We start from the raw sequence: 21,130 nt of genomic DNA on the forward strand, positions 1-21,130 counted from the left end.
CAACCGGCACGGTAGCGCCGGTTTTCAGGTGGATGGCAGGTCATGATTTCCGGGGCTTGCAGCCACATTCACAGTTTGTATAGCGGAAATCAGGACAATAAATTAGCCAAATTATGCCAGCACTCCTACGATACGCACAACCTAACCGCAGTCACCTTTCCGAAGAAATTCGAGGAAAATTGAGGAAACACAGCCATGTCCAATTACTCTAAAGAAATCGAAGCGGCAGCGAAGCTCTGTGACAAGAACGGCAGCGCCTGGGATGCCATCAACCCGGAATCTGTGGCACGCATGCGTCTGCAGAACAAATTCAAGAACGGCCTGGATATCGCCAAGTACACCGCCGATATCATGCGCAAGGACATGGCGGCCTACGATCAGGACACTTCAAAATACACCCAGTCCCTGGGTTGCTGGCACGGGTTTATCGGCCAGCAGAAGATGATTTCCATCAAGAAGCATTTCGAAGGCAAAACCGACCGTCGCTACCTCTACCTTTCTGGCTGGATGGTTGCCGCCCTGCGCAGTGAGTTCGGTCCCCTGCCCGACCAGTCCATGCATGAAAAGACATCGGTTGCGGCACTGATCGAGGAACTGTACACCTTCCTGCGTCAGGCGGATGCCCGTGAGCTGGGCGGCCTGTTCCGCGAGCTGGACGCAGCCCGCGAAGCCGGTGACGAAGTGGCCGCCAAGGCCGTACAAAACAAAATCGACAACCATGTGACCCACGTGGTGCCGATCATCGCCGACATCGATGCCGGTTTCGGTAACGCAGAAGCCACTTACCTGCTGGCGAAGAAAATGATCGAAGCGGGTGCCTGCTGTATCCAGATCGAAAACCAGGTTTCCGATGAGAAGCAGTGCGGCCACCAGGACGGCAAGGTAACGGTGCCCCATGAAGACTTCCTGGCGAAGATTCGTGCCGTACGCTACGCCTTCCTGGAGCTGGGTGTGGACAACGGTGTGATCGTGGCCCGTACCGACTCCCTTGGCGCTGGCCTGACCAAGCAGATCGCTGTGACCAAAGAACCCGGCGACCTGGGTGACCAGTACAACGCGTTCCTCGACTGCGAAGAAGTGGCGCCGGGCGACCTGGCCAACGGTGACGTCATCATCAACCGCAACGGCAAGCTGCTGCGTCCGAAGCGCCTGGCGTCCAACCTGTTCCAGTTCAAGAAAGGCACCGGTGAAGCCCGCTGCATCCTGGACAGCGTGACCTCCCTGCAAAACGGTGCAGACCTGATCTGGATCGAAACCGAGAAGCCTCATGTTCGCCAGATCGGTGCCATGATGGACGAGATCCGCAAGCAGGTACCCGACGCCAAGCTGGTGTACAACAACAGCCCGTCGTTCAACTGGACCCTGAACTTCCGCCAGCAGGTATTCGATGCCTGGAAGGAAGAAGGCAAAGACGTATCCGCCTACGACCGCGACAACCTGATGAGCGCCGAGTACGACGACACCGAGCTGTCCAAGGTGGCGGACGACAAGATCCGTACCTTCCAGGCAGACGCTGCCCGCGAGGCCGGTATCTTCCACCACCTCATCACTCTGCCCACCTACCATACTGCGGCACTGTCTACCGACAACCTGGCCAAAGAGTACTTCGGTGAGAAAGGCATGCTGGGTTACGTGGAAGGTGTACAGCGCAAGGAAATCCGTCAGGGTATCGCCTGCGTGAAACACCAGAACATGGCGGGCTCCGATATGGGCGACGACCATAAAGAGTACTTCGCTGGCGAAGCCGCTCTGAAAGCCGCCGGTAAAGACAACACCATGAACCAGTTTGGCTGATCCCTTTCAACGAGTGTCCCTGAGAAATCGCTTCACTCATCTTGGGCCGCATTATGCGGCCCTTTTTTATTTCCGGGCCCGAATCTTTCCGGGAGCAGACCAACTCAGTCTTCCGCGGCCCCATCCCTACGCTCCCCCCTGACCTTCCCGCCGGTATTGCACGGCCTCCCGCAGTGGCGCCGATTTGAACTAGGCTTATGGCAAGCCTGCAACAAATTGGCCTGTCTATGTCGTCCACCTGCCAAGTCCTCGTACTGAATTGCGGTAGCTCATCGCTAAAATTTGCGGTGTTGGATCCCCACGATGGCACCGTGGCCTTGAGTGGTCTGGGGGAAGCCCTGGGCGAAGATGAACCCCGGGTCAGCTGGAGACAAAATGGCGAGCGATATACCAAACCACTGCCAAAAGCCGCCCGTCACACCGAGGCCATCCGTGTTCTGGTTGAGGAAATCCTCAGTGGGGAAGCTGTATTGCGCGAGCAACTGGTGGCCATCGGGCACCGGGTGGTACACGGGGGAGAAAAGTTTTCACACTCGGTGCTGGTAGACGACGCGGTTATCCAGTCTATCCAGGAATGTATTGCCCTCGCGCCCCTGCACAACCCCGCCCATCTTGCTGGCATCGAAGCAGCCAGGGCCGCTTTTCCAACCCTTCCGCAGGTGGCGGTATTTGATACCGCGTTCCACCAGTCCATGCCGCGACACGCCTATATCTACGCGCTGCCCTATGCCCTGTATCAGGAGCACGGTATTCGCCGCTACGGGATGCATGGCACCAGTCACCGCTTCGTGACCGAACGGGCTGCGTCACTGCTGAACCTTGCCGCCAACGAGGTCAATATCATCTCCGCACACCTGGGCAACGGCGCTTCAATTACCGCCGTGCACAACGGGCGCAGCGTGGATACCAGCATGGGTTTGACGCCCCTGGAGGGCCTCGTGATGGGCACACGCAGTGGGGATGTAGACCCGGGTCTGATAATGCATCTGGGCAGCCGCATGGATTACGGCCTGAAGGAGATCAACGACCTGCTCAACAAAAAAAGCGGCCTGCTGGGCATTTCAGGCCTCAGCAACGACTGCCGGGCCCTGGAGCAGGCGGCCGCTGAAGGGCACGAGGGTGCACGCCTGGCCCTGAACATATTTTGCTACCGGCTGGCCAAGTACATCGGCAGCTATCACGCCGTATTGCCACAAGTGGATGCGCTGGTATTTACCGGCGGCATCGGTGAAAACTCCGCGCTGGTGCGGGAAAACGTCCTGCGGCAGCTACAGGGGCTTGGCTATGGAGTGGACGACGCAAAAAACACGGCGACGCGCTTCGGCGCCGAAGGCCCGATTTCCAGCGCCCAGTCCGCTGTGACCCTGGTGATACCGACCAATGAAGAATGGGTCATCGCACGGGACGCGGCGGCACTGGTGCCGCCCACTACCCCGAACCACGACCCCAGCACCAGGGAGTAAGCAATGTCGCGCACCATCATGCTTGTGCCCATCAGCGCCGGTGTCGGCATTACGTCCGTGAGTCTCGGCACCCTGCGCGCTCTGGAACGCGACGGGGTGAGTGTCAGTTTTTACAAGCCGATCTCGGAAACGGTGAAGCATGAAAAAAACCGCGATCGTAGCAATGAGATCCTGCGTCGCGCGGCCAGCCTGAAGGTCCCGGAATCCTTCACCATGCTGCACGCCGAGTCCCTGATCGGGCGCGGCGACCTGCCAGACTTGCTGGAGGACATTCTTGCGCGCTTTCAGGAAGTCGCGAGTAAAGCGGATGTTGCCATCGTGGAAGGACTTGTGCCGAATGCAGAGAACCAGTTCGCCAGCCAGCTCAATCTGCAGATCGCCAAGACGCTGGATGCGGAGATCGTGCTGGTGGTGTGTCCGGACCTGGATTCCACCCAGCAGCTGAAGGACCGCCTGGAAGTGGCCATGGCCACCTTTGGCGGTGCGCGCTCCGGGCGTGTGGTGGGCTGTATCGTCAACAAGGTCGGCGCACCTTCGCAGGTACCCGATGCGCCCGGCGCCGATATTACTGGAGTCTTCGAAGGCCCCGGCGTGCGGCGCGGTAACCTGGAAATTCTTTCTCTTTTTGGAAAAAGCCCCCTCCCGATCATCGGCTGTATTCCCTGGAATGCCGAACTCGTCGCGCCCCGGGCGAAAGATCTGGCGGATCATTTCCAGGCGGAAATCATCAATTATGGAGAACTGGATACACGGCGCCTGCACAGTGTCACCTTCTGTTCCCGCTCCCTCAGCAATATGATCTACCGTTTCGAGCCAGGGGCCATGCTCGTCACCTCCGGGGACCGCCCCGATGTGATTGTCGCCGCCTGTCTCGCCGCGATGAATGGGGTAAAGATCGGCTGCCTGCTGTTGACCGGGAATTTCAATATCGAACCCATGGTGCGCAAACTCTGTGCACCGGCAATGGAAACGGGTTTGCCGGTGGTGCTCGTCAACACCAACACCTGGCAGACCGCACTGCAGTTGCAGACTTTCAATACGGAAACGCCAAGCGACGATTTGGACCGCATCGAAAAAGTGCAGGACTTCATTGCCGGCCATCTGGACAACCACTGGGTCGAATCCCTCGGCAGTGAATCCAACCGGCCCAAACGATTGTCACCACCCGCCTTTCGCTTTCACCTCACCGAACTCGCGCGCCGCGCCAACAAGCGCATCGTGTTACCGGAAGGTGACGAACCCCGCACCGTGAAGGCCGCCCTCGCCTGCGCCGAGCGCGGTATTGCGCGGCCGGTGCTACTTGGGGATCCAAAGGAAATTCATCGGGTGGCCGAACAACAGGGCCTGTCGCTCGGGGATAAGGTGGAAATCATTGACCCCAAAACCGCGCGTAACAAATACGTGGAGCCGATGGTTCAGCTGCGAAAAAACAAGGGGCTTACGGAAATCGTCGCCAAAGAGCAGTTACAGGACAATGTGGTGCTCGGCACCATGATGCTCGCAGAAGACGAAGTGGATGGCCTGGTCTCCGGGGCGGTACACACCACCGCCAATACCATTCGCCCTGCCCTGCAGCTGATCAAGACGGCGCCTGGTGCGAGCCTGGTGTCCTCGGTGTTTTTCATGCTGTTGCCGGACCAGGTTCTGGTGTACGGCGATTGTGCCATCAACCCGGACCCCAACGCTGAAGAGCTGGCCGACATCGCCATTCAGTCGGCGGATTCCGCCGCAGCCTTCGGAATCGAGCCGCGGGTCGCCATGATCAGCTATTCCACGGGCCGATCGGGAACCGGCTCGGATGTCGAGAAGGTGCGAGAGGCCACCCGAATTGCCCAGCAAAAACGTCCCGACCTGATCATTGACGGGCCACTGCAATACGACGCGGCCATCATGGAAAACGTCGCCGAGAAGAAAGCCCCGGGCAGCCCGGTTGCCGGGCGTGCCACGGTGTTTATTTTTCCCGACCTGAACACCGGCAATACCACCTATAAAGCCGTGCAACGCAGTGCAGACCTGATCAGTATCGGGCCGATGCTGCAGGGGATGCGTAAACCGGTGAACGACCTTTCACGGGGGGCGCTGGTGGACGACATCATCTACACCATTGCGTTAACCGCAATTCAGGCGAGTCAGCTGCAATAGGCGTTACGCGTTGTCATACCTCGGGCAGGTTTGAGCGAATACCGCGGGCATCGGCCACTTCGCCCAGGGGGCGATTCGTATCCACAAACCGCAGCAGAGCGCCGGCGACCACATACGCCTCAAGGCGGTGCTCGAACGTATCACTGTTACTGAAGCCCATACGTTCCAGGCAGGCGTGCACGTCACTAAATTCGGGCGCATTGCTCTTGCACGCGACCAACCCCTTGCGCAGGATCGGCCACAGCTCCCAGATTTTGCGCCCCTCCTCCTTGACGGCCTTCAACGCCACCGCCAACTGTGCTTCCTCCCGAGTGAGATCGGTACCTAACGGATAGTAGGGTAACAGCTGCCGGCGGTGCCCCTGGGCGAATACCGCGTGAACGCGTTCGGGGGTGTTGTTGCAAAACGCCTCGGGGATTGTGTAATCGGACTCCACCTTGCCAGCCGACTTGGCTTTGTCCAGCAACTCCGCCTGGAAACGCGAGTCTGCAATACACAGCATCGCCACAATCACATCCCGGTCCGTCTTGCCGCGCAGATCGGCAATCCCGTACTCGGTAACCACCATGTCCCGCAGGTGACGGGGGATGGTGCAATGGGGGTATTGCCACACGATGTTACTGCGCACCCGTCCACCGGTATGCCGGGTGCTCGCCAGCGCAATGACGGAGCGGGCGCCCGGTAGCTCATGTGCCTGGGCAACAAAGTTGTACTGCCCTCCTACACCACTGACCACCTGTGCGTCTTCAAGGCCATCGGAAACGACGGCACCATTGAGGGTCACCATCATGGCCGAGTTAACAAATCTGGCGTGTTGCCGCTGAGCGATTTTTAGCGCGCGGCCTTTCTGCAGCTCGTTGATGTAGTCAATCGCCGTCATGTTGATGCCAGCCATTTCTGACTCGGGCATCTGCCGCAGGGCTTCGTACATGGCGCTGGAACCCAGATAAAAACCACCGTGCAGCCAGGTGCCGCCGGGCAGCTTCTGACCCTCCTGGCTGCCGAGCAGCTTTTGACGGCCGGCACGACTGTGGAGATCGCACTCTTCCAGCTCCCCGTGCTTGTCGAGAAAGCGGTGGCCACGCCAGCTGTAACTGGGGTCGACGATACCGGCGCGCTGCAGGAAATCGGTATCCGCTTCCGTCAGGGGGCACTGGATACGCCCGGCGTCACGCAGTGCCAGTAACAATTCCTCGGTCACCAACGGCGCACGCGCGTTTTCATTCAACAGCTTCTGCAGGGTGGCATCCGCGAACACCTCGCGAGTCATCACCCCGGAGCGGCGCAGATGCAGAAAACCTTCCGGCACCATCTCACTTGCGCCGTAAAGACCTTTTTCGAATCGATCCAGTTCGAGCGGGAGCCCACTTAATTCGCAATCCCGATCTTCGTGCAGTGACTGCAAGATATCCCGGTAATCTGCATTTTCCACCTGTCGCAAATTGAGTACGTGGCAGATCGCATCACCGAGCGCACCAATACCAATCTGCAGGGTGCCGCCATCCTTGATCACACCAGCAATATGAAAAGCCAGGGCGTAATCCGTCAATCGCACCGGTGGGTTAGGCGCCGGGAAAATTTCCCGCTCGCAGGACTCGCCGCGCAGCAGAAAATCGAACAGGCTGTCGCGCACGCGCGCATCGCCACCCACAAAAGGCAAACGCGGATTGACCTCCCCCACCATGACAATATGGGAGTAATCCCGCTCTCTGGCCTGCGCCAGCAGTGGCAGGGTCAGATCTGGATTGGAACTTAGACTCAGGTCCCCGCTGTCGTCCCCGGCCGGGGACACCATTTGTGCAATCACATTGACCCCGCGATCCAGCAGGTCTCTGGGAACATGGGTGTAATTGGCACTGACGTAGCTTTGCTGAGCGGTCGGGTTCGACAGGAAGCTCCCGGGCTGCATGAAGAATTCACACACCTCGACATTCTTCGGCAGCAAGCCCTTGCGCCGCGCCTGGTTGTAGGCAAGGTCTTGATAGTCGCTGTACAGACGGTCCAGCAGTGGCTGTACAAATCGACGCTGTAGCTCGCTGCCGCCGGAAGGGCGCTCCAGCGTCAGCGCGGTGTAGATGGTGAGGGAAATTGCCTCATCCTGCTCGGCGCGCGCGTACAGGGCATTAGCAAATTGATTGGCTTTGCCAATGCCCAGCGGCAGGCCGAGCACGATTCGCTTACCCACCCTGTCGAGAACAGCATCCACGCACTGCTCCGCTGCGGCGAATACTTCCGGTTGTGCCATCGCGCCTACTCCACCTGCTTCAAAAAAACGCCGGGAACCTGTTTTCCCTGTTAACGCACCGCATTACTACGCTGCGGGATACTGGCGGCTACTGGGGGTTTATTGGAAGGTTATTGAAGCGTTTCGCTAGACCCATGCTCGAGCGATGTGCTGGGCAACGACTCAAAGTGATCGACCTGAATAGCTTTATTGACCAGGTCGTAGGTCGCACGAATCTGCTCTGCTTCCTCTTCTGAAATGAGCTTTTTCGACAACGCTTCGTCGATGGTGTCGTCGTTGAGTGCGCGCAAGCCACCCGTCTTCATTTTTTCCCGGATGGCTTCGGTTTTGTGTGTGCTCAGGAAAGCCTGCTCGACAATGTCGATACCATCACCGCTGTTGCCCATGAACACTCCTTTGGTGAGCCGGTCCCGAGTCTCCGATGGTGCCATGATCAGATTGGCACAGGCGCGGGCCTGGCGGTCTGAGGCTGCACGAATGCTGTGCCCCCACGGCATGGTCAGGAAATGCATGATCTGCCCCACAAAGCGAATGGGGAAGTTATGGAACACCTCGATGAGGCTGACTTCGATATTGTGGAATCCCGCGCGCATGGCAAATTCCAGCAGCGGGCGATCTTCTGCCGGGCTGCCGTCGTCATAGAAGCGCTTCAGGGTGGAACTCATCAGGAACAGCTCGCTCAACACGTCGCCAAGCCGTGCGGATATCATCTCCTTACGCTTGAGTTCGCCACCAAGGGACATGAGAGAGATTTCCGTTACCAGCGTCAGCACCGCAGAATAGCGGTTCATCTGGCGATAGTATTTCGCCGCGTCGCCCACACCCCGCGGGCTGCTGGCGAACAAACCACCGGTCCAGCCATGCAGTACTGCGCGGCAGAAAGTTTTCACCTGGAATAAGAAGTGTTTCGGCAGGATCGCGTCCAGCTCTTTGAGCCCGGCCTTTTCATCCGGATTGGTGGCCGCTTCCATCACCTGCAGGAGGTACGGGTGGCAGCGGATCGCTCCCTGGCCAAAGATCATCAGGCTGCGGGTCAGGATATTGGCGCCTTCCACGGTAATTGCCACCGGTACTGCGCGATACACGTTACCCAGATAATTCAGCGGCCCATCAATAATGGCCTTGCCCGCATGAATGTCCATGGCGTCATTGATGGCCTGCCGGAGCCCATAGGTCGCATGGGCTTTCATGATGGCCGAGATTACTGCCGGCTTGCGTCCCTGGTCCAGCGCTCTGGTGGTGGTCTTGTGCGCCGAATCCAGCACATAGGCGATCGCGGCAATCTCGGCCAGGCGACGCTGCACGCCCTCGAACTTGCCGATGGGAATACCGAACTGCTCGCGAATGTGGGCATAGGCACCGGTGGTCTGTGCGGCCAGTTTGGCGCCGCCAGTCGACAGTGACGGCAACGAGATCCCGCGACCGGCAGCAAGTGCACTCATCAGCATGTGCCAGCCGTGACCGATATTTTCCTGACCACCAATAATCCAGTCCATCGGGATAAAGACGTCTTTACCCCAGTTGGGACCATTCATGAACGCCTGCATGGCGGGTATGTGGCGCTGCCCAATTGTGACCCCGGGGGTATCGGTGGGTACCAGCGCAACGGTGATCCCCAGCTCTTCCTCTTCGCCGAGGATATGATCCGGGTCGTAGAGCTTGAACGCCAGCCCCAGTACGGTGGCCACCGGCCCCAGGGTGATATAGCGCTTGTGCCAGTTTACCCGCATGCCCAGTGTCTTTTCGCCCTTGTATTCCTGATAGCAGACCACGCCGCTGTCCACCATTGCCGCGGCGTCCGACCCCGCCTCGGGGCTGGTGAGACCGAAACAGGGAATGTCACGCCCATCGGCCAGCCTGGGTAAATAATGTTTCTTTTGCGCGTCGGTTCCGTGCGCCATTAACAACTCGCCCGGCCCGAGAGAATTTGGCACCATCACCGTGACACCGACGCTGGTGCTGCGAGTGGAAATCTTGGTAACGATCTGCGCATGCGCCGACGGAGAGAATCCAAGGCCACCAAACTCTTCGGGAATTATGATGCCGAAAAAGCCCTTTTTCTTGAGAAACTCCCAGATCTCCGGCGAAATATCGTGATCCTCATAGGAAATCTTCCAGTCGTCCACCATCTGGCAGAGCTCTTCTACCGGCCCGTCAATAAACGCCTGTTCGGCCTCCGTCAGTTCCGGCGCGCCCATACTCAGTAACTGGTCCCAGTCCGGCTTGCCCGACAGTAACTGGGCATCCCACCACACTTCGCCCGCCTCCATCGCTTCACGCTCGGTATCGGAAATTGGCGGCAAGACCTTTTTGATCCATTTCAACAGCGGCGCGGTAATCCACTTCTGGCGCAGGCTACTCATTACTTATCCTTTTGTACTGAAAATTTGGCTGAAATTCGCGCCCGGACTCGCGCAAGTATGAGTCCAGACCAGAAAAAATTGAGAGATATGCCAGCAACTATAGGCAATAGAAAGAGGCAATTGTGTTTATGCGAATGCCAGAGTGCCAACGCCACAGAAAATTATCAATGCAGCAATGATCCTGCGCGAGGAAAATCGTTCATTCAGTAACACGACAGAAATGATCGAGGCAAAAAGAATGCTCACCTCGCGGGTGGCCGCAACCGCGGCCACCGGCATCATCGAGGTTGCCCAAAGGGCGATACCAAAACCCCCGGTGGCCAGCACTCCAGACAGCGAGCTGCGGATGAAATGCGCGCGCGCAAACGCCAGGCCCTTCAGTGGACGGGTCAACAGCACCGCCAGAATCACCCCGCCTCCGGACAATATTTCAAGCCATGCCACATAACTGAGGGGGTTGGCCACATGGCGCACGCCGGCGGCGCCAACAATCGTGTAGCCGGTAATGGCAATGCCGGTACCGAGTGAATAGAAAATACCGGGGCCACTGACACGCAGCTCTTTCATGATCAGGGAAAAGATCCCGCAGGTGACCAGGAGGATGCCGGTAATTTGCAGTGGCGCGAGGGATTCATCCAGGAACAACAGCGCGGCAGTTGCCACCATCAATGGTGTAACACCGCGGGCGATGGGATACGCGGTACCGTAGTCCAGAGCCCGGTAAGAGCGCGACAGCAGGAAAAAATAGAGATATTGGAAGAAGGCACCTCCGGCGAGAAACGCCAGGGCGCCCTTGCCCGGTAATGGCAGCTGGGTGGCGAGCGCCGCCCCGACCAGCAGGCCTACGCTGCGGATCATCGCCAGCTGCAGGAAACCTTCTTTACTGTGTTTGACCACCGCATTCCATACGGCGTGAGCAAGCGCAGACAGCAGGACCAGCGCAAAAAGAACAGATTCCGATATTACCAATTTACATAAGCGATTGGGGAGAAACTATCACACCGTTATTATCGGCGTACAAATACTCTCCAGGTTTAAAGGTGACGCCGCCAAAAGTCACCGCAATATTGCGTTCCCCAAGTCCCTTTTTGTCGGTTTTCATGGGGTGGCTTCCCAGCGCCTGTATCCCTAACTCTAGTTCAGAAATCGCATCCACATCGCGAATGCACCCGTACATCAGGATGCCTTCCCAGCCGTTTGCGGTGGCCTTTTCCGCCAGCATATCCCCCAGACACGCCCTGCGCATGGAGCCTCCAGCATCGACCACCAGCACCTTTCCGCGCCCGGGTTCCGCCACAAGATCCCGTACCAGCGAGTTATCTTCAAAGCACTTTATGGTGACTATTTCACCGCCAAACTGTTCACGTCCGCCGTAGTTCACAAACATTGGCTCAACCACGCTGACAAGATCGGGATGTTCATCACAGAGATCGGGGGTGGAAATGATGAGAGCGGTCATAATGTTCCTGCGCCTTGTTTCAATCGATCAACAAAAGGAATGGTAAATGTGCCTGATTCGACATGGTAACCAGCGCAGTTCCCAACATCAGCCCATCCATAAAAATACCGGGTATCACCCCAATGGATAATACCCGGTAAATGGCTTGCCCCTATGCAAACTGCGGACAAGCGGGCTTGCCTAACTCAAGGCTGATTCGAATACACGGCCTCAATAGCTCACATGTACCGGCATCCCTACCCGAGCATACTGGTAGAACTTGCGCGCCATGTGCGGCGGCATACGCACGCAGCCGTGAGAAGCCGGATAACGCGGTACATGCCCGGATGCGTGCAAACCGATACCGCCATTAAAACGAATATAGTGATTCATTTTCGCTCCGCGATAGTAAGTGCCGGCCGGGCGACGATGTTTGCGGGTATCCACATCCGCCTTCACCACACGACCAGTATTGCGGTCTACATAGCTACCGTAGATGCTCGAGCGGTGGTTGGGGCGTTTGGCCAACACCCGGAATTTCCCCGGGCTGGTACGAAAACCCTGCTTGCCTGAAGAAATCAAAGATACCCCGACAAGGCGCCCGCCCTTGTAGAAATACGCTTTTTGCTCGGACAGGTTAATTCGAATTGACGGCGCACCGGAAGAACTCATGGCAGCCTGGTCATCGAACCAGTTAGCACTATTGTGCGCGTCAGCGAGCGATGGCCACAGGCTTCCCACCAGGGCACCGACAAATAACATCACCGAAGCCATAAAGTACCGGAGCCCGGAGTGCGCGTGTACGGCCGCCGCGCTCCCCGCTCCGGATTCCTTATAGCCACAACTTCGTTGTACGGCTGAGGCGGAAAAATGGTGAGTGGGAATTTCTCGAGAGGATGACAGTGGATGTTGCATAGCGGTACCTCAATCAGTACTTCAATCGAAGATCCGTTTTTTCAAAACCGCATTGTCAGAAACCTATAGGGAAGCTTGTGAGAACACGGCTTATCTTTCCGGATTAATCCGGAAACTTCCCGAAACCGATCCAAACACGGGAAGCCTGTTCGATTCTATTGACCGGGGGGCACATGCTTAGATTGATTTAGTTGAGGCATTCGCCCTTTTATGGAAATTGGCAATCGCCTTAGGGTATGTCGTTCGCGCTCACAAGGGGGTGGACGCCGGGCCGCCAGTACCGGGTTCGCAGTATTTCCCACGAAAATAGAACGTTATTTCTGCTACCAAACGAAAAAAAGCGACCAAAATGGTCGCTTTTTTCTGAGTCAAGCCGTAGCCGGTGTAAATTTTCTGTGAGTTGCCCGTGTACGGCGCAACTACACCTCCTTATTTGCCAGGTACAACCAGGTATCCACCGCGGTATCCGGGTTCAGGGATACACTGTCGATGCCCTCGTCCATCAGCCACTGGGCAAAGTCCTTGTGATCGGATGGCCCCTGGCCACAGATGCCGACATATTTACCGGCTTTTTTACACGCCTGGATGGCCCGAGACAGCAGCATTTTTACCGCCGGGTCACGTTCATCAAACAGCTCCGCCACCAGACCCGAGTCTCGATCCAGACCGAGAGTGAGCTGGGTAAGGTCATTGGATCCGATTGAAAACCCGTCAAAGTACTGCAGGAAATCCTCCGCAAGCAGCGCGTTGGAAGGCAGCTCGCACATCATAATGATCTTGAGCCCGTTTTCTCCACGCTTCAGACCATTCTGCTCCAGCAGCTCAACCACCTGGCGAGCCTCATCGGGTGTGCGTACAAACGGCACCATAATTTCTACGTTGGTCAGCCCCATTTCATCGCGCACTTTTTTCAGGGCCTTACACTCCAGCGCGAAACACTGCCGGAAGTCCTTGGAGCGGTAACGCGCCGCACCGCGGAAACCAAGCATCGGGTTTTCTTCGCTCGGCTCGTACATCTGCCCGCCCAGCAGGTGTGCGTATTCATTCGACTTGAAATCCGACAGGCGCACGATGGCTCGGTTGGGCGCAAAGGCAGCAGCCAGTGTCGCAATCCCTTCCACCAGTTTCTCAACGATAAAATCTTCGGGCGAAGCGTAGCCACCGATGCGACTGCGGATAGTCCGCTGCAGATCCAGCGGCAGGCTGTCCAGCTCCAGCAGCGCCTTGGGGTGGATACCGATCATCCGGTTCAGAATAAACTCCAGGCGCGCCAGACCAACGCCCTGATTCGGCAAGTTACTGAACGCGAAAGCGCGGTCCGGGTTGCCGACATTGAGCATGATCTTGAACGGCAGCTCCGGCATGTCCTGCACCTCGGTGAGAGAACGCTCGAAGTCCAGCTCGCCAGCCATTACGAACCCGGCATCCCCTTCCGCACAGGTGACGGTAACCGGGGTGCCAGTGGTAAGTTTGTCGGTGGCATCGCCGCAGCCAACCACTGCCGGAATGCCCAGCTCGCGGGCAATAATCGCCGCGTGACAGGTACGCCCACCGCGATTGGTCACAATCGCGCTGGCTTTTTTCAGCACCGGCTCCCAATCCGGGTCGGTCATATCGGTGACCAGGACCTCACCGTCCTGCATCTTCGCCATATCTTCAACGCTGTCGAGCACCCGCACCTTGCCGGCGCCGATACGCTGGCCGATAGCACGGCCCTCGCACAGGACGTCGCTGCGCTCGTGCAGCTTGTAGCGCTCGATACTGGTACCAGTGTCGCGGGAGCGCACGGTTTCCGGACGCGCCTGGACGATGAACAACTTGCCGGTATCACCGTCTTTCGCCCATTCGATGTCCATTGGACGCTGATAATGCGCCTCAATCTTGCGCGCCTGGTTGGCGAGCTCGGTGAGTTCCTCATCACTCAGCGCAAAGCGCTGACGATCTTCCTCCGCCACCGGCACTGTTTTGACCGATCGGCCACATTCGCCACCCTGGTCGTAAATCATTTTGATCGCTTTGCTGCCGCGGTTACGACGCAAAATCGCCGGGCGCCCCGCTTCCAGCGCGGGCTTGTACAGGTAGAACTCGTCCGGGTTGACCGCGCCCTGAACGACGGTTTCACCGAGGCCATAGGCCGCGGTCACGAAAATAACGTCCCGGAAGCCGCTTTCGGTGTCCAGGGTGAACATTACCCCGGATGCGCCGGTTTCACTGCGTACCATGTGCTGGATACCCGCCGACAGGGCAACGCCAACATCGGCGTAGCCGGTGTGCACCCGATAGGCAATGGCCCGGTCGTTGTAGAGCGATGCAAACACCTCTTTGACCGCCTGCAGAACGGTGTCGATGCCGCGAATATTCAGAAACGTCTCTTGCTGGCCCGCAAACGAGGCGTCGGGGAGATCTTCGGCGGTAGCGGAGGAGCGCACCGCCACCGCGGTTTCACCGCCACCGAGCGCTTCGTAGCCGGCACGAATCTCGGCTTCGAGCTGGCTCGGGAAGGGCGTGTCCAGCAACCACTGACGGATCTCCTCACCAGCCGCCGCCAGGGCGGTGACATCGTCCACATCCAGCGCTTTCAAACGATCGGCGATACGGGTATCGAGATCGGAACCGGCGAGAAATTCGCGGAATGCATCTGCAGTCGTGGCAAAGCCGCCGGGGACACTGACACCAGCGCCAGACAGGGAGGAAATCATTTCCCCCAGTGAAGCATTTTTTCCGCCGACCTTGTCGACGTCCGCCATGCCCAGCTTCGAAAATTCGAGAGTGTAAGTGGTCAATGGATTGCCCTCTGCAACTGCATTAGTGGCGGCCGATTATAAGGAAGGGTTTTGTAAATAATACCCCGCAAAATCAGGCAAAAACGGCCCATTTCTGTTGTAATTTTTCTACAAAACCTGAAATCACCGCCGCGTCGCCACGGGCCCCGTACAACCAGGGCAGAAGAGCATTCCGGGAAGGCCCCGCTTTGGGATACCATGCCCACGGCAACCGAGGGAAGAAACCATGGAAAAGCAGCAAGACGCCACGATGCCGGGTCACCCCCCCAGCAAAAAACGCACCGCATTTTTTATTTCCGATGGCACCGGGCTTACCGTGGAAGGCATTGGCCACAGCTTGCTGGCGCAATTTCGTGATCAGCCGGTAGAACAGGTCACCCTGCCCTACGTGGATTCTGATGCGCGCGTTAATCAGGTGCTGCAGAGGATTGAGCATGCGGCCCAGGAATCCGGCCTGCAGCCGATCATCATCACTAGTATTGTCTCCGATCAGATTCGCAAGCGACTGCACGAGAGCTCCGCACTCATGCTGGATGTCTTTGAAAGCTATCTGGCGCCACTGGCCAACCTGTTTGGGACCGATCCCGTGCGCACCGTGGGCGTATCCCATGGCATCGCCGACAACCCCCGTTACAGCGCGCGTATCGATGCGGTGCATTTCGCCATGGACAACGACGACGGGCGCCGCACCCGCGAATTTGAAAGCGCCGATATCATACTGGTGGGTGTTTCACGATCCGGTAAAACCCCCACCTGCCTGTATCTGGCGCTGCAATTTGGCTTGCGTGCCGCCAATTACCCCATCACCGAAGAGGACATGGACTCCACGGCCCTCCCCAAAATCTTGCGGCCTTTCCAGCACAAGCTGTTTGGCCTCACCATCGACCCCCGCCGGCTGATGAGCATCCGTCAGGAGCGCCGCGCCAATAGCCGCTACGCCTCCCCGGAACAGTGCGAGTTCGAAGTGCGGCAAGTGGAGCAAATGCTACGGCGTGCGCAGATTCCCTATCTCGACGCCACCGAGCTGTCGGTCGAAGAACTCGCCACCCGCCTGATGTCCCAGGCGGGGATTGAGCGCAGAATCAGCTAGATTTTCTATACGCGCCCGTTTTGCAGTAAAGTAGCGCCGCCCAAATGCGTGGGCTCACTGGCCCGCACCACCTGGGCCACGCCAAAGGCCTCAACCGGGCCTGAAGGCCCTTTTCACCTGGCAGCCCCCGCTGCTGGTCGTGGTTGCAGTGCGGACAACCCGCACAGAGGTTTGGTTGACGTTTTGCAAATAATTTCTCTGCCCTATTCTCCCAATTCTGCGGTCGCGTATGCTGCGCTCGCGGATTTGCCCTGCCCGGTCTGGCTAGACTCCGGACAGCCGCGCGCACGCGGTGGACGCTTTGACATCCTCAGTGCAGACCCGATCAACAGCCTCACCCTCGATGCGGCGGATCGCGCGCCTTTCGATGTGCTCGACGACCTCCTGTGTGAGCTGGCCCCGCAGGAAGTCGACCAGCAATTACCCTTTTGCGGGGGGGCAATCGGCTACGCCGGATACGAACTTGGCAGCCGCAGTAATTTTCTGCCGACGGATAATCGCGAGACGCCACTACCCGCCGGCTTCTTTGGGCTATACACCTGGGCACTGATCGTCGATCACCAACTGCAGGCAACCCACCTGATCTTCCACCCTGCGAGCACGGAAATGCAGAAGCGAGACCTGCAGGCGCGCTTCCGTGCGGTGGACTGGAATACCGCACCCCGAACCGAAAGCTTCCAGCTCACGGCGGGCTTCCGCCACGAATTCACACCGGACGAGTATCACGCGCGTATTCAGCGTATTCTCGAATACATCCGTGCCGGCGACATATATCAAGCGAACTTTACCCAGCGCTTCTTCGCTGAATACGCGGGGTCACCACTGGCCGCCTACCTGGCACTCCGCGAAGCGGCTGCGGGGCCCTTCTCCGCATTCCTATCGCTACCGCAGGGTGAGGTTCTGAGCCTGTCGCCGGAACGGTTTATCCTTGCGGATGGCACCTTCTTGCAGACGGAGCCCATCAAGGGCACCGCACCCAGAAGCCCGGATCCCTCTCAGGATCAGGCGCAGGCAAGCGCGCTGACAGCCAGTCGCAAGGACCGCGCCGAGAACCTGATGATTGTGGATCTGTTGCGCAATGATTTCGGAAAAATCTGCCAGCGCGGCAGCGTGCGGGTTCCCAATCTGTTCGAGCTTCAGAGCTTTGCCAACGTGCACCATCTGGTGAGCACCATCACCGGCCAGATTCCCGAAGACCTGCAGTTCGCGCAGGTATTGGAAGCCACCTTCCCCGGGGGCTCCATTACCGGTGCACCCAAGCGACGCGCCATGGAAATTATTCGCGAGCTGGAGCGCAGTCCCCGGGGCATCTATTGCGGCAGTATCGGCTATATCAGTAGCTGTGGGCGCGCCGACTCCAACATCGCGATTCGCACGCTGACCGCGAGTAATGGCCGCATTACCTGTGCCGCGGGAGGCGGGATTGTGGCGGATTCCGATCCTGCAGCCGAACATCGGGAATGCCTCGACAAAGTGCGCGTGCTGCTGGATACGCTGGAACAACGGTTTTCTTGACGTACCACCCGGCGGGGCCGCACGAGGAGGCGCGGGGTTATAGTGCTATTTCCCAACGGTATTTCCACCGCAACCATCACTCTGCTAGATTGCGCGCCATCCATAATTCCGGTACCGCCCGCATTGTGCGCGGGCGTGCAACATAAGGCGTTGTCTCATGCGAATCACCCTGGTCAAAAAAGTGCTGGCCGACGGCTCACTGTGCGCCAAGTGCAATGATGTCCTGGAAAAGCTCCGGGAGAACGATCAGGAAAAATTCCTTACCCAAACACTGATCGCGGATGAGCGGGATCCGCAGAGCGCCGGCATGCAGCTGGCACAGCGCCTGAATGTGCAGCGGGCACCATTTTTCGTCGTGGAAAAAGAGGGGCAGGAACCCGAGGTGTACACCGTGTATTTCAAATTTGCAAAAGAAGTGCTGAATGCACTGCGGTAGCCTGGTGGCCCCGAGCGCTCACTGCACTGCAAAACAAAAAGCCCGGCAAACGCCGGGCTTTTTGTTTCTGAATGCGCGCAACACGGCGGTATCAGTAAACGGGAAGATCGATATGGGAGAACAGTTCGTCCACTTCGGCACGAGATGATGCCTGCGCAGCCTGGTCCACCAGCTCGCGCGTCAGGTGTGGCGCAAACTGCTGGATAAACTCGTACATGAATCCGCGCAGGAAAATGCCCTTGCGGAAACCAATCTTGGTCACACTACTTTCAAACAGCTCGCTCGCATCCAGCGCCACCAGATCGTGATCCTCATCCTCTACCGCTGCCATATCCGCCACAATGCCAATTCCCAGGCCCAGGCGCACATAGGTTTTGATCACGTCCGCATCGGCTGCGGTGAACACGACTTTGGGTGACAAGCCTTTTTCCAGGAAGGCTTCATCGAGTTTGGAGCGCCCGGTAAAACCAAATACATAAGTAACGATGGGATACTTGGCAACGTCTTCCAGTGTCAGCTTGGAAAGCTGGGCCAACTCATGGCCCTTGGGTACAAGAATACAGCGGTTCCAGCGGTATACCGGCATCATTACCAGGTCGCTGAACAACTCCAGCGCCTCGGTGGCAATCGCGAAGTCTGCGGTACCGTCTGCCGCCATTTCCGAGATCTGCATCGGCGTCCCCTGATGCATATGCAGGGAGACTTCCGGGTAGCGAGCGATAAACCCCTTGATGACGGTGGGAAGCGCGTAACGCGCTTGGGTATGCGTGGTGGCGATGGCGAGGCTGCCGCGCTTGTCGTTACTGAACTCCTGCGCAACCTGTTTGATATTCTCCACCTTGCGCATGATTTCGCCGGCGGTTTTCAGGATTGCCTCCCCTGCCGGCGTCACCCGGGTGAGATGTTTACCACTGCGGGCAAAGATCTCCACACCCAGCTCATCCTCGAGCAAACGAATCTGTTTGCTGATCCCCGGCTGCGAGGTAAACAGGCTCTGCGCCGTGGCTGAGACGTTGAGGTCATGGTGGGCCACTTCCCAGATATAACGCAACTGCTGCAGCTTCATAATCTCTCCCTGTCGACGGCTGGCAATGGTTGAACAAACAGCGAAGCGCCTATTTATACGCCAGCAATTAGTTATAAAGCTAGACGACTTTATGCGGGAAAAGCATAGCAGTGAAATGACTAGTGAGCCAACATCTGGCTATAAAGGCGGAGAAAAAACGAGGAAAATGTTACTAAAAGTGGCCAACGAGAAGGCTTGCTGCGCCAGCCAGAGCCAACGCAGCCCAACTTGAGCCCGCAGGCGAGTGCCTATTCTTCCACGTTGGCGATGCCGTGGGGTACGTGCCCCGTTGCCACATGTTCGGCCGCGGAGGCACAGTGATTGGGCTGATCATCGAAAAACACGTCGGCGCCAAATGCGCGCAGAAACTCGCCCTTCGGGAGCCCGCCGAGAAAGATGGATTCATCGATACGTATATTCCACGCCCGCAGGGTGCGGATGACCCGCTCGTGGGCCGGCGCAGAGCGTGCGGTAACCAGCGCAGTTCTGATGGGGCAATCGTCCGCGTTGAATTCCGCCTGCAGCTGTTGCAGGGCCTCAAGGAAACCCTTGAAGGGGCCGCCTTGAAGGGGTTGCTTGGCGGAGGCGCGCTCCGCAGTGGTAAACGCGGCGAGCCCTTCCCGCTTGAAAATCTGCTCGGCCTCATCCGAAAAGAGCACCGCATCGCCATCGAAGGCAAAGCGCAGGACTTCGTCACCACGCTGGCGGGCACCGCCCGGAATCAGCGTCGCCGCGGCAATCCCCTGCTCCAGCGCCCGTCGAACATCACCGCCATCGGTGGAAAGAAACAGATGGCAACCAAAAGGCGCAATATAGCGGTACGGGCTACCGCCGTTGCAAAACGCCGCTCGGCTGATATTCAGCCCGTAGTGCTCGATGGAATTGAAGACCCGCAGGCCGGTATCAGCACTGTTGCGGGAGAGAAGGATCACCTCGACCCGCGGTGCGCCGCCCAGGCGCTCGTTGATCTGCAGAAACTTTTCTACCAGCGAGAAGGCCTCGCCTTTGGGCAACACGTCGTTCTCGCGCTCGACCTGGTACGCGGAAAATGCCTCTACCCCCTGCTCCTCATACACCTGATGGCTTTCACGCAGATCAAATAGCGCACGTGAAGAAATCGCGATGATCAGTCGATTACTGGCAGGTGACGGGCGGTTCTCACTCATGGTCATTTCCGCGCTCAAGGCGCCTCTACGTCGTCCAGGCCGGAGGGTTGCACATCATTGCGGTGGGGCTCGAGGAGCACCAGCAACATGTTGAGCAGATCGGCACGTGTGCGCCCTGAACGCACGCCCTGCTGATTGACCACCACGAGAAGCATCGCGTGGCAGGTCTCAAGGGTCGCCCGCGCCAGGCGATTGGTCTCATTGGGTGGTGTGGTGAAGCCCAGGCGACGGAACATGTCGACCAGGTGATTGATGACCAGCTCGTCGTGCCGCTCATCCAGCTCATGTAATTCGGGAATCCCCCACATGGCCTGAACCAGTGGCAGCAAGCCCCGTTGCTCGCGATATACCGAGACCCAGCGTTCCAACAACTCGTCGAGAAAGCCCTTCAGAGTCAACTGCTCCAGGCCACTCGCGGCCAGGTCATCCAGGCGCTCGGTGAGGCTCGCAAGCCACTGCTCACCCATTGCGTAAAGGATCGCGTGCTTGTTGGGAAAGTAGTGATATACCGAGCCAACGGAAACTCCGAGTTCCTTGGCGATGAGGATTGTGGTCAGGTCGTTGAGGCCCACCTGCTCCAGCAGGCGCCCAGTGGTATCCAGTATCTGGCGAGCCCGTTCCCGGGCGCGCGCCTGCACCGGCTCCCGTCGCGGAGCGAGATGGTTTTTTCGGCGGTTCTGTTCTGCACTCGACACGTGGTCATCCTTTTAGTCC

The 21,130-nt window shown here is 58.1% G+C and carries 15 protein-coding genes; 6 read left to right on the forward strand and 9 right to left on the reverse strand.

The genetic code is table 11. The features are described 5' to 3' along the window. The first annotated feature begins 195 nt into the window (after positions 1-195). The 3 genes from AU182_RS10255 (at position 196) to pta (ending at position 5,399) form a co-directional block, all read left to right on the forward strand. Positions 196-1,794 carry an isocitrate lyase gene (locus AU182_RS10255; RefSeq protein WP_066964509.1) on the forward strand — a complete coding sequence of 533 codons (1,599 nt, stop codon included), beginning with the start codon at positions 196-198 and terminating at the stop codon, positions 1,792-1,794. A 227-nt stretch (positions 1,795-2,021) separates the two neighbouring features. After that, positions 2,022-3,257: an acetate kinase gene (locus AU182_RS10260; protein ID WP_066967903.1), complete on the forward strand. Its 1,236-nt coding sequence runs from the start codon at positions 2,022-2,024 to the stop codon at positions 3,255-3,257. Between the two features lie 3 nt (positions 3,258-3,260). Further along, positions 3,261-5,399, forward strand: a complete 2,139-nt coding sequence (gene pta, locus AU182_RS10265; RefSeq protein WP_066964512.1) for a phosphate acetyltransferase — start codon at positions 3,261-3,263, stop codon at positions 5,397-5,399. Between the two features lie 13 nt (positions 5,400-5,412). Here the strand turns inward: pta and AU182_RS10270 are convergent, their stop codons facing one another. The 6 genes from AU182_RS10270 to ppsA form a co-directional block, all read right to left on the reverse strand. Beyond that, entirely contained in the window at positions 5,413-7,644 is a 2,232-nt protein-coding gene (locus AU182_RS10270; RefSeq protein ID WP_066964519.1) for an acetyl-CoA hydrolase/transferase C-terminal domain-containing protein, read from the reverse strand. Positions 7,645-7,754: 110 nt separating this feature from the next. Next, complete coding sequence (locus AU182_RS10275) at positions 7,755-10,007, reverse strand: acyl-CoA dehydrogenase (RefSeq protein WP_066964521.1); 2,253 nt, start codon at positions 10,005-10,007, stop codon at positions 7,755-7,757. Positions 10,008-10,133: 126 nt separating this feature from the next. Then, positions 10,134-10,976, reverse strand: a complete 843-nt coding sequence (locus AU182_RS10280; protein WP_082859356.1) for an EamA family transporter — start codon at positions 10,974-10,976, stop codon at positions 10,134-10,136. 1 nt (position 10,977) lies between these two features. Beyond that, a complete protein-coding gene (gene rraA, locus AU182_RS10285; RefSeq protein WP_066964523.1) occupies positions 10,978-11,466 on the reverse strand; it encodes a ribonuclease E activity regulator RraA in 489 nt (162 codons plus the stop codon). A 210-nt stretch (positions 11,467-11,676) separates the two neighbouring features. Then, positions 11,677-12,219, reverse strand: a complete 543-nt coding sequence (locus AU182_RS10290) for a L,D-transpeptidase (RefSeq protein ID WP_227718217.1) — start codon at positions 12,217-12,219, stop codon at positions 11,677-11,679. Positions 12,220-12,779: 560 nt separating this feature from the next. Beyond that, positions 12,780-15,143 (reverse strand): phosphoenolpyruvate synthase, encoded by a 2,364-nt coding sequence (gene ppsA, locus AU182_RS10295; protein WP_082859357.1) that lies wholly within the window; start codon positions 15,141-15,143, stop codon positions 12,780-12,782. Between the two features lie 226 nt (positions 15,144-15,369). Here ppsA and AU182_RS10300 point away from each other — a divergent pair, with 226 nt between their 5' ends. From AU182_RS10300 to AU182_RS10310, 3 genes are all read left to right on the forward strand, one after another. After that, a complete protein-coding gene (locus AU182_RS10300) occupies positions 15,370-16,233 on the forward strand; it encodes a pyruvate, water dikinase regulatory protein (protein ID WP_227718218.1) in 864 nt (287 codons plus the stop codon). Between the two features lie 183 nt (positions 16,234-16,416). Beyond that, the gene (gene pabB / locus AU182_RS10305) at positions 16,417-17,748 is read left to right on the forward strand and encodes an aminodeoxychorismate synthase component I (RefSeq protein WP_227718219.1); all 1,332 of its coding nucleotides are present in this window, start codon (positions 16,417-16,419) and stop codon (positions 17,746-17,748) included. A 157-nt stretch (positions 17,749-17,905) separates the two neighbouring features. Next, on the forward strand, positions 17,906-18,184 hold the full coding sequence (locus tag AU182_RS10310) for a hypothetical protein (protein WP_066964530.1): 279 nt from the start codon (positions 17,906-17,908) through the stop codon (positions 18,182-18,184). 91 nt (positions 18,185-18,275) lie between these two features. On the opposite strand, the gene cysB is transcribed toward AU182_RS10310, so the two are convergent. From cysB to AU182_RS10325, 3 genes are all read right to left on the reverse strand, one after another. After that, positions 18,276-19,250, reverse strand: coding sequence for an HTH-type transcriptional regulator CysB (gene cysB / locus AU182_RS10315; protein WP_066964533.1), 975 nt, complete (start codon positions 19,248-19,250; stop codon positions 18,276-18,278). A gap of 248 nt (positions 19,251-19,498) precedes the next feature. Then, positions 19,499-20,416 (reverse strand): 5'-nucleotidase, encoded by a 918-nt coding sequence (locus tag AU182_RS10320; RefSeq protein WP_153039207.1) that lies wholly within the window; start codon positions 20,414-20,416, stop codon positions 19,499-19,501. A gap of 14 nt (positions 20,417-20,430) precedes the next feature. After that, positions 20,431-21,111, reverse strand: coding sequence for a TetR/AcrR family transcriptional regulator (locus AU182_RS10325; protein WP_066964543.1), 681 nt, complete (start codon positions 21,109-21,111; stop codon positions 20,431-20,433). Positions 21,112-21,130: the final 19 nt, after the last annotated feature.

The sequence above is a fragment of the Microbulbifer sp. Q7 genome (assembly GCF_001639145.1).
Lineage (GTDB): Bacteria > Pseudomonadota > Gammaproteobacteria > Pseudomonadales > Cellvibrionaceae > Microbulbifer.

What these genes read in the sequence shown, in the direction of transcription:
- AU182_RS10255 (WP_066964509.1), top strand. Translation starts at nt 196, where the DNA reads ATGTCCAATTACTCTAAAGAAATCGAAGCGGCAGCGAAGCTCTGTGAC.
- AU182_RS10260 (WP_066967903.1), top strand. Translation starts at nt 2,022, where the DNA reads ATGTCGTCCACCTGCCAAGTCCTCGTACTGAATTGCGGTAGCTCATCG.
- pta (WP_066964512.1), top strand. Translation starts at nt 3,261, where the DNA reads ATGTCGCGCACCATCATGCTTGTGCCCATCAGCGCCGGTGTCGGCATT.
- AU182_RS10270 (WP_066964519.1), bottom strand. Translation starts at nt 7,644, where the DNA reads ATGGCACAACCGGAAGTATTCGCCGCAGCGGAGCAGTGCGTGGATGCT.
- AU182_RS10275 (WP_066964521.1), bottom strand. Translation starts at nt 10,007, where the DNA reads ATGAGTAGCCTGCGCCAGAAGTGGATTACCGCGCCGCTGTTGAAATGG.
- rraA (WP_066964523.1), bottom strand. Translation starts at nt 11,466, where the DNA reads ATGACCGCTCTCATCATTTCCACCCCCGATCTCTGTGATGAACATCCC.
- AU182_RS10290 (WP_227718217.1), bottom strand. Translation starts at nt 12,219, where the DNA reads ATGGCTTCGGTGATGTTATTTGTCGGTGCCCTGGTGGGAAGCCTGTGG.
- AU182_RS10300 (WP_227718218.1), top strand. Translation starts at nt 15,370, where the DNA reads ATGGAAAAGCAGCAAGACGCCACGATGCCGGGTCACCCCCCCAGCAAA.
- AU182_RS10310 (WP_066964530.1), top strand. Translation starts at nt 17,906, where the DNA reads ATGCGAATCACCCTGGTCAAAAAAGTGCTGGCCGACGGCTCACTGTGC.
- cysB (WP_066964533.1), bottom strand. Translation starts at nt 19,250, where the DNA reads ATGAAGCTGCAGCAGTTGCGTTATATCTGGGAAGTGGCCCACCATGAC.
- AU182_RS10320 (WP_153039207.1), bottom strand. Translation starts at nt 20,416, where the DNA reads ATGAGTGAGAACCGCCCGTCACCTGCCAGTAATCGACTGATCATCGCG.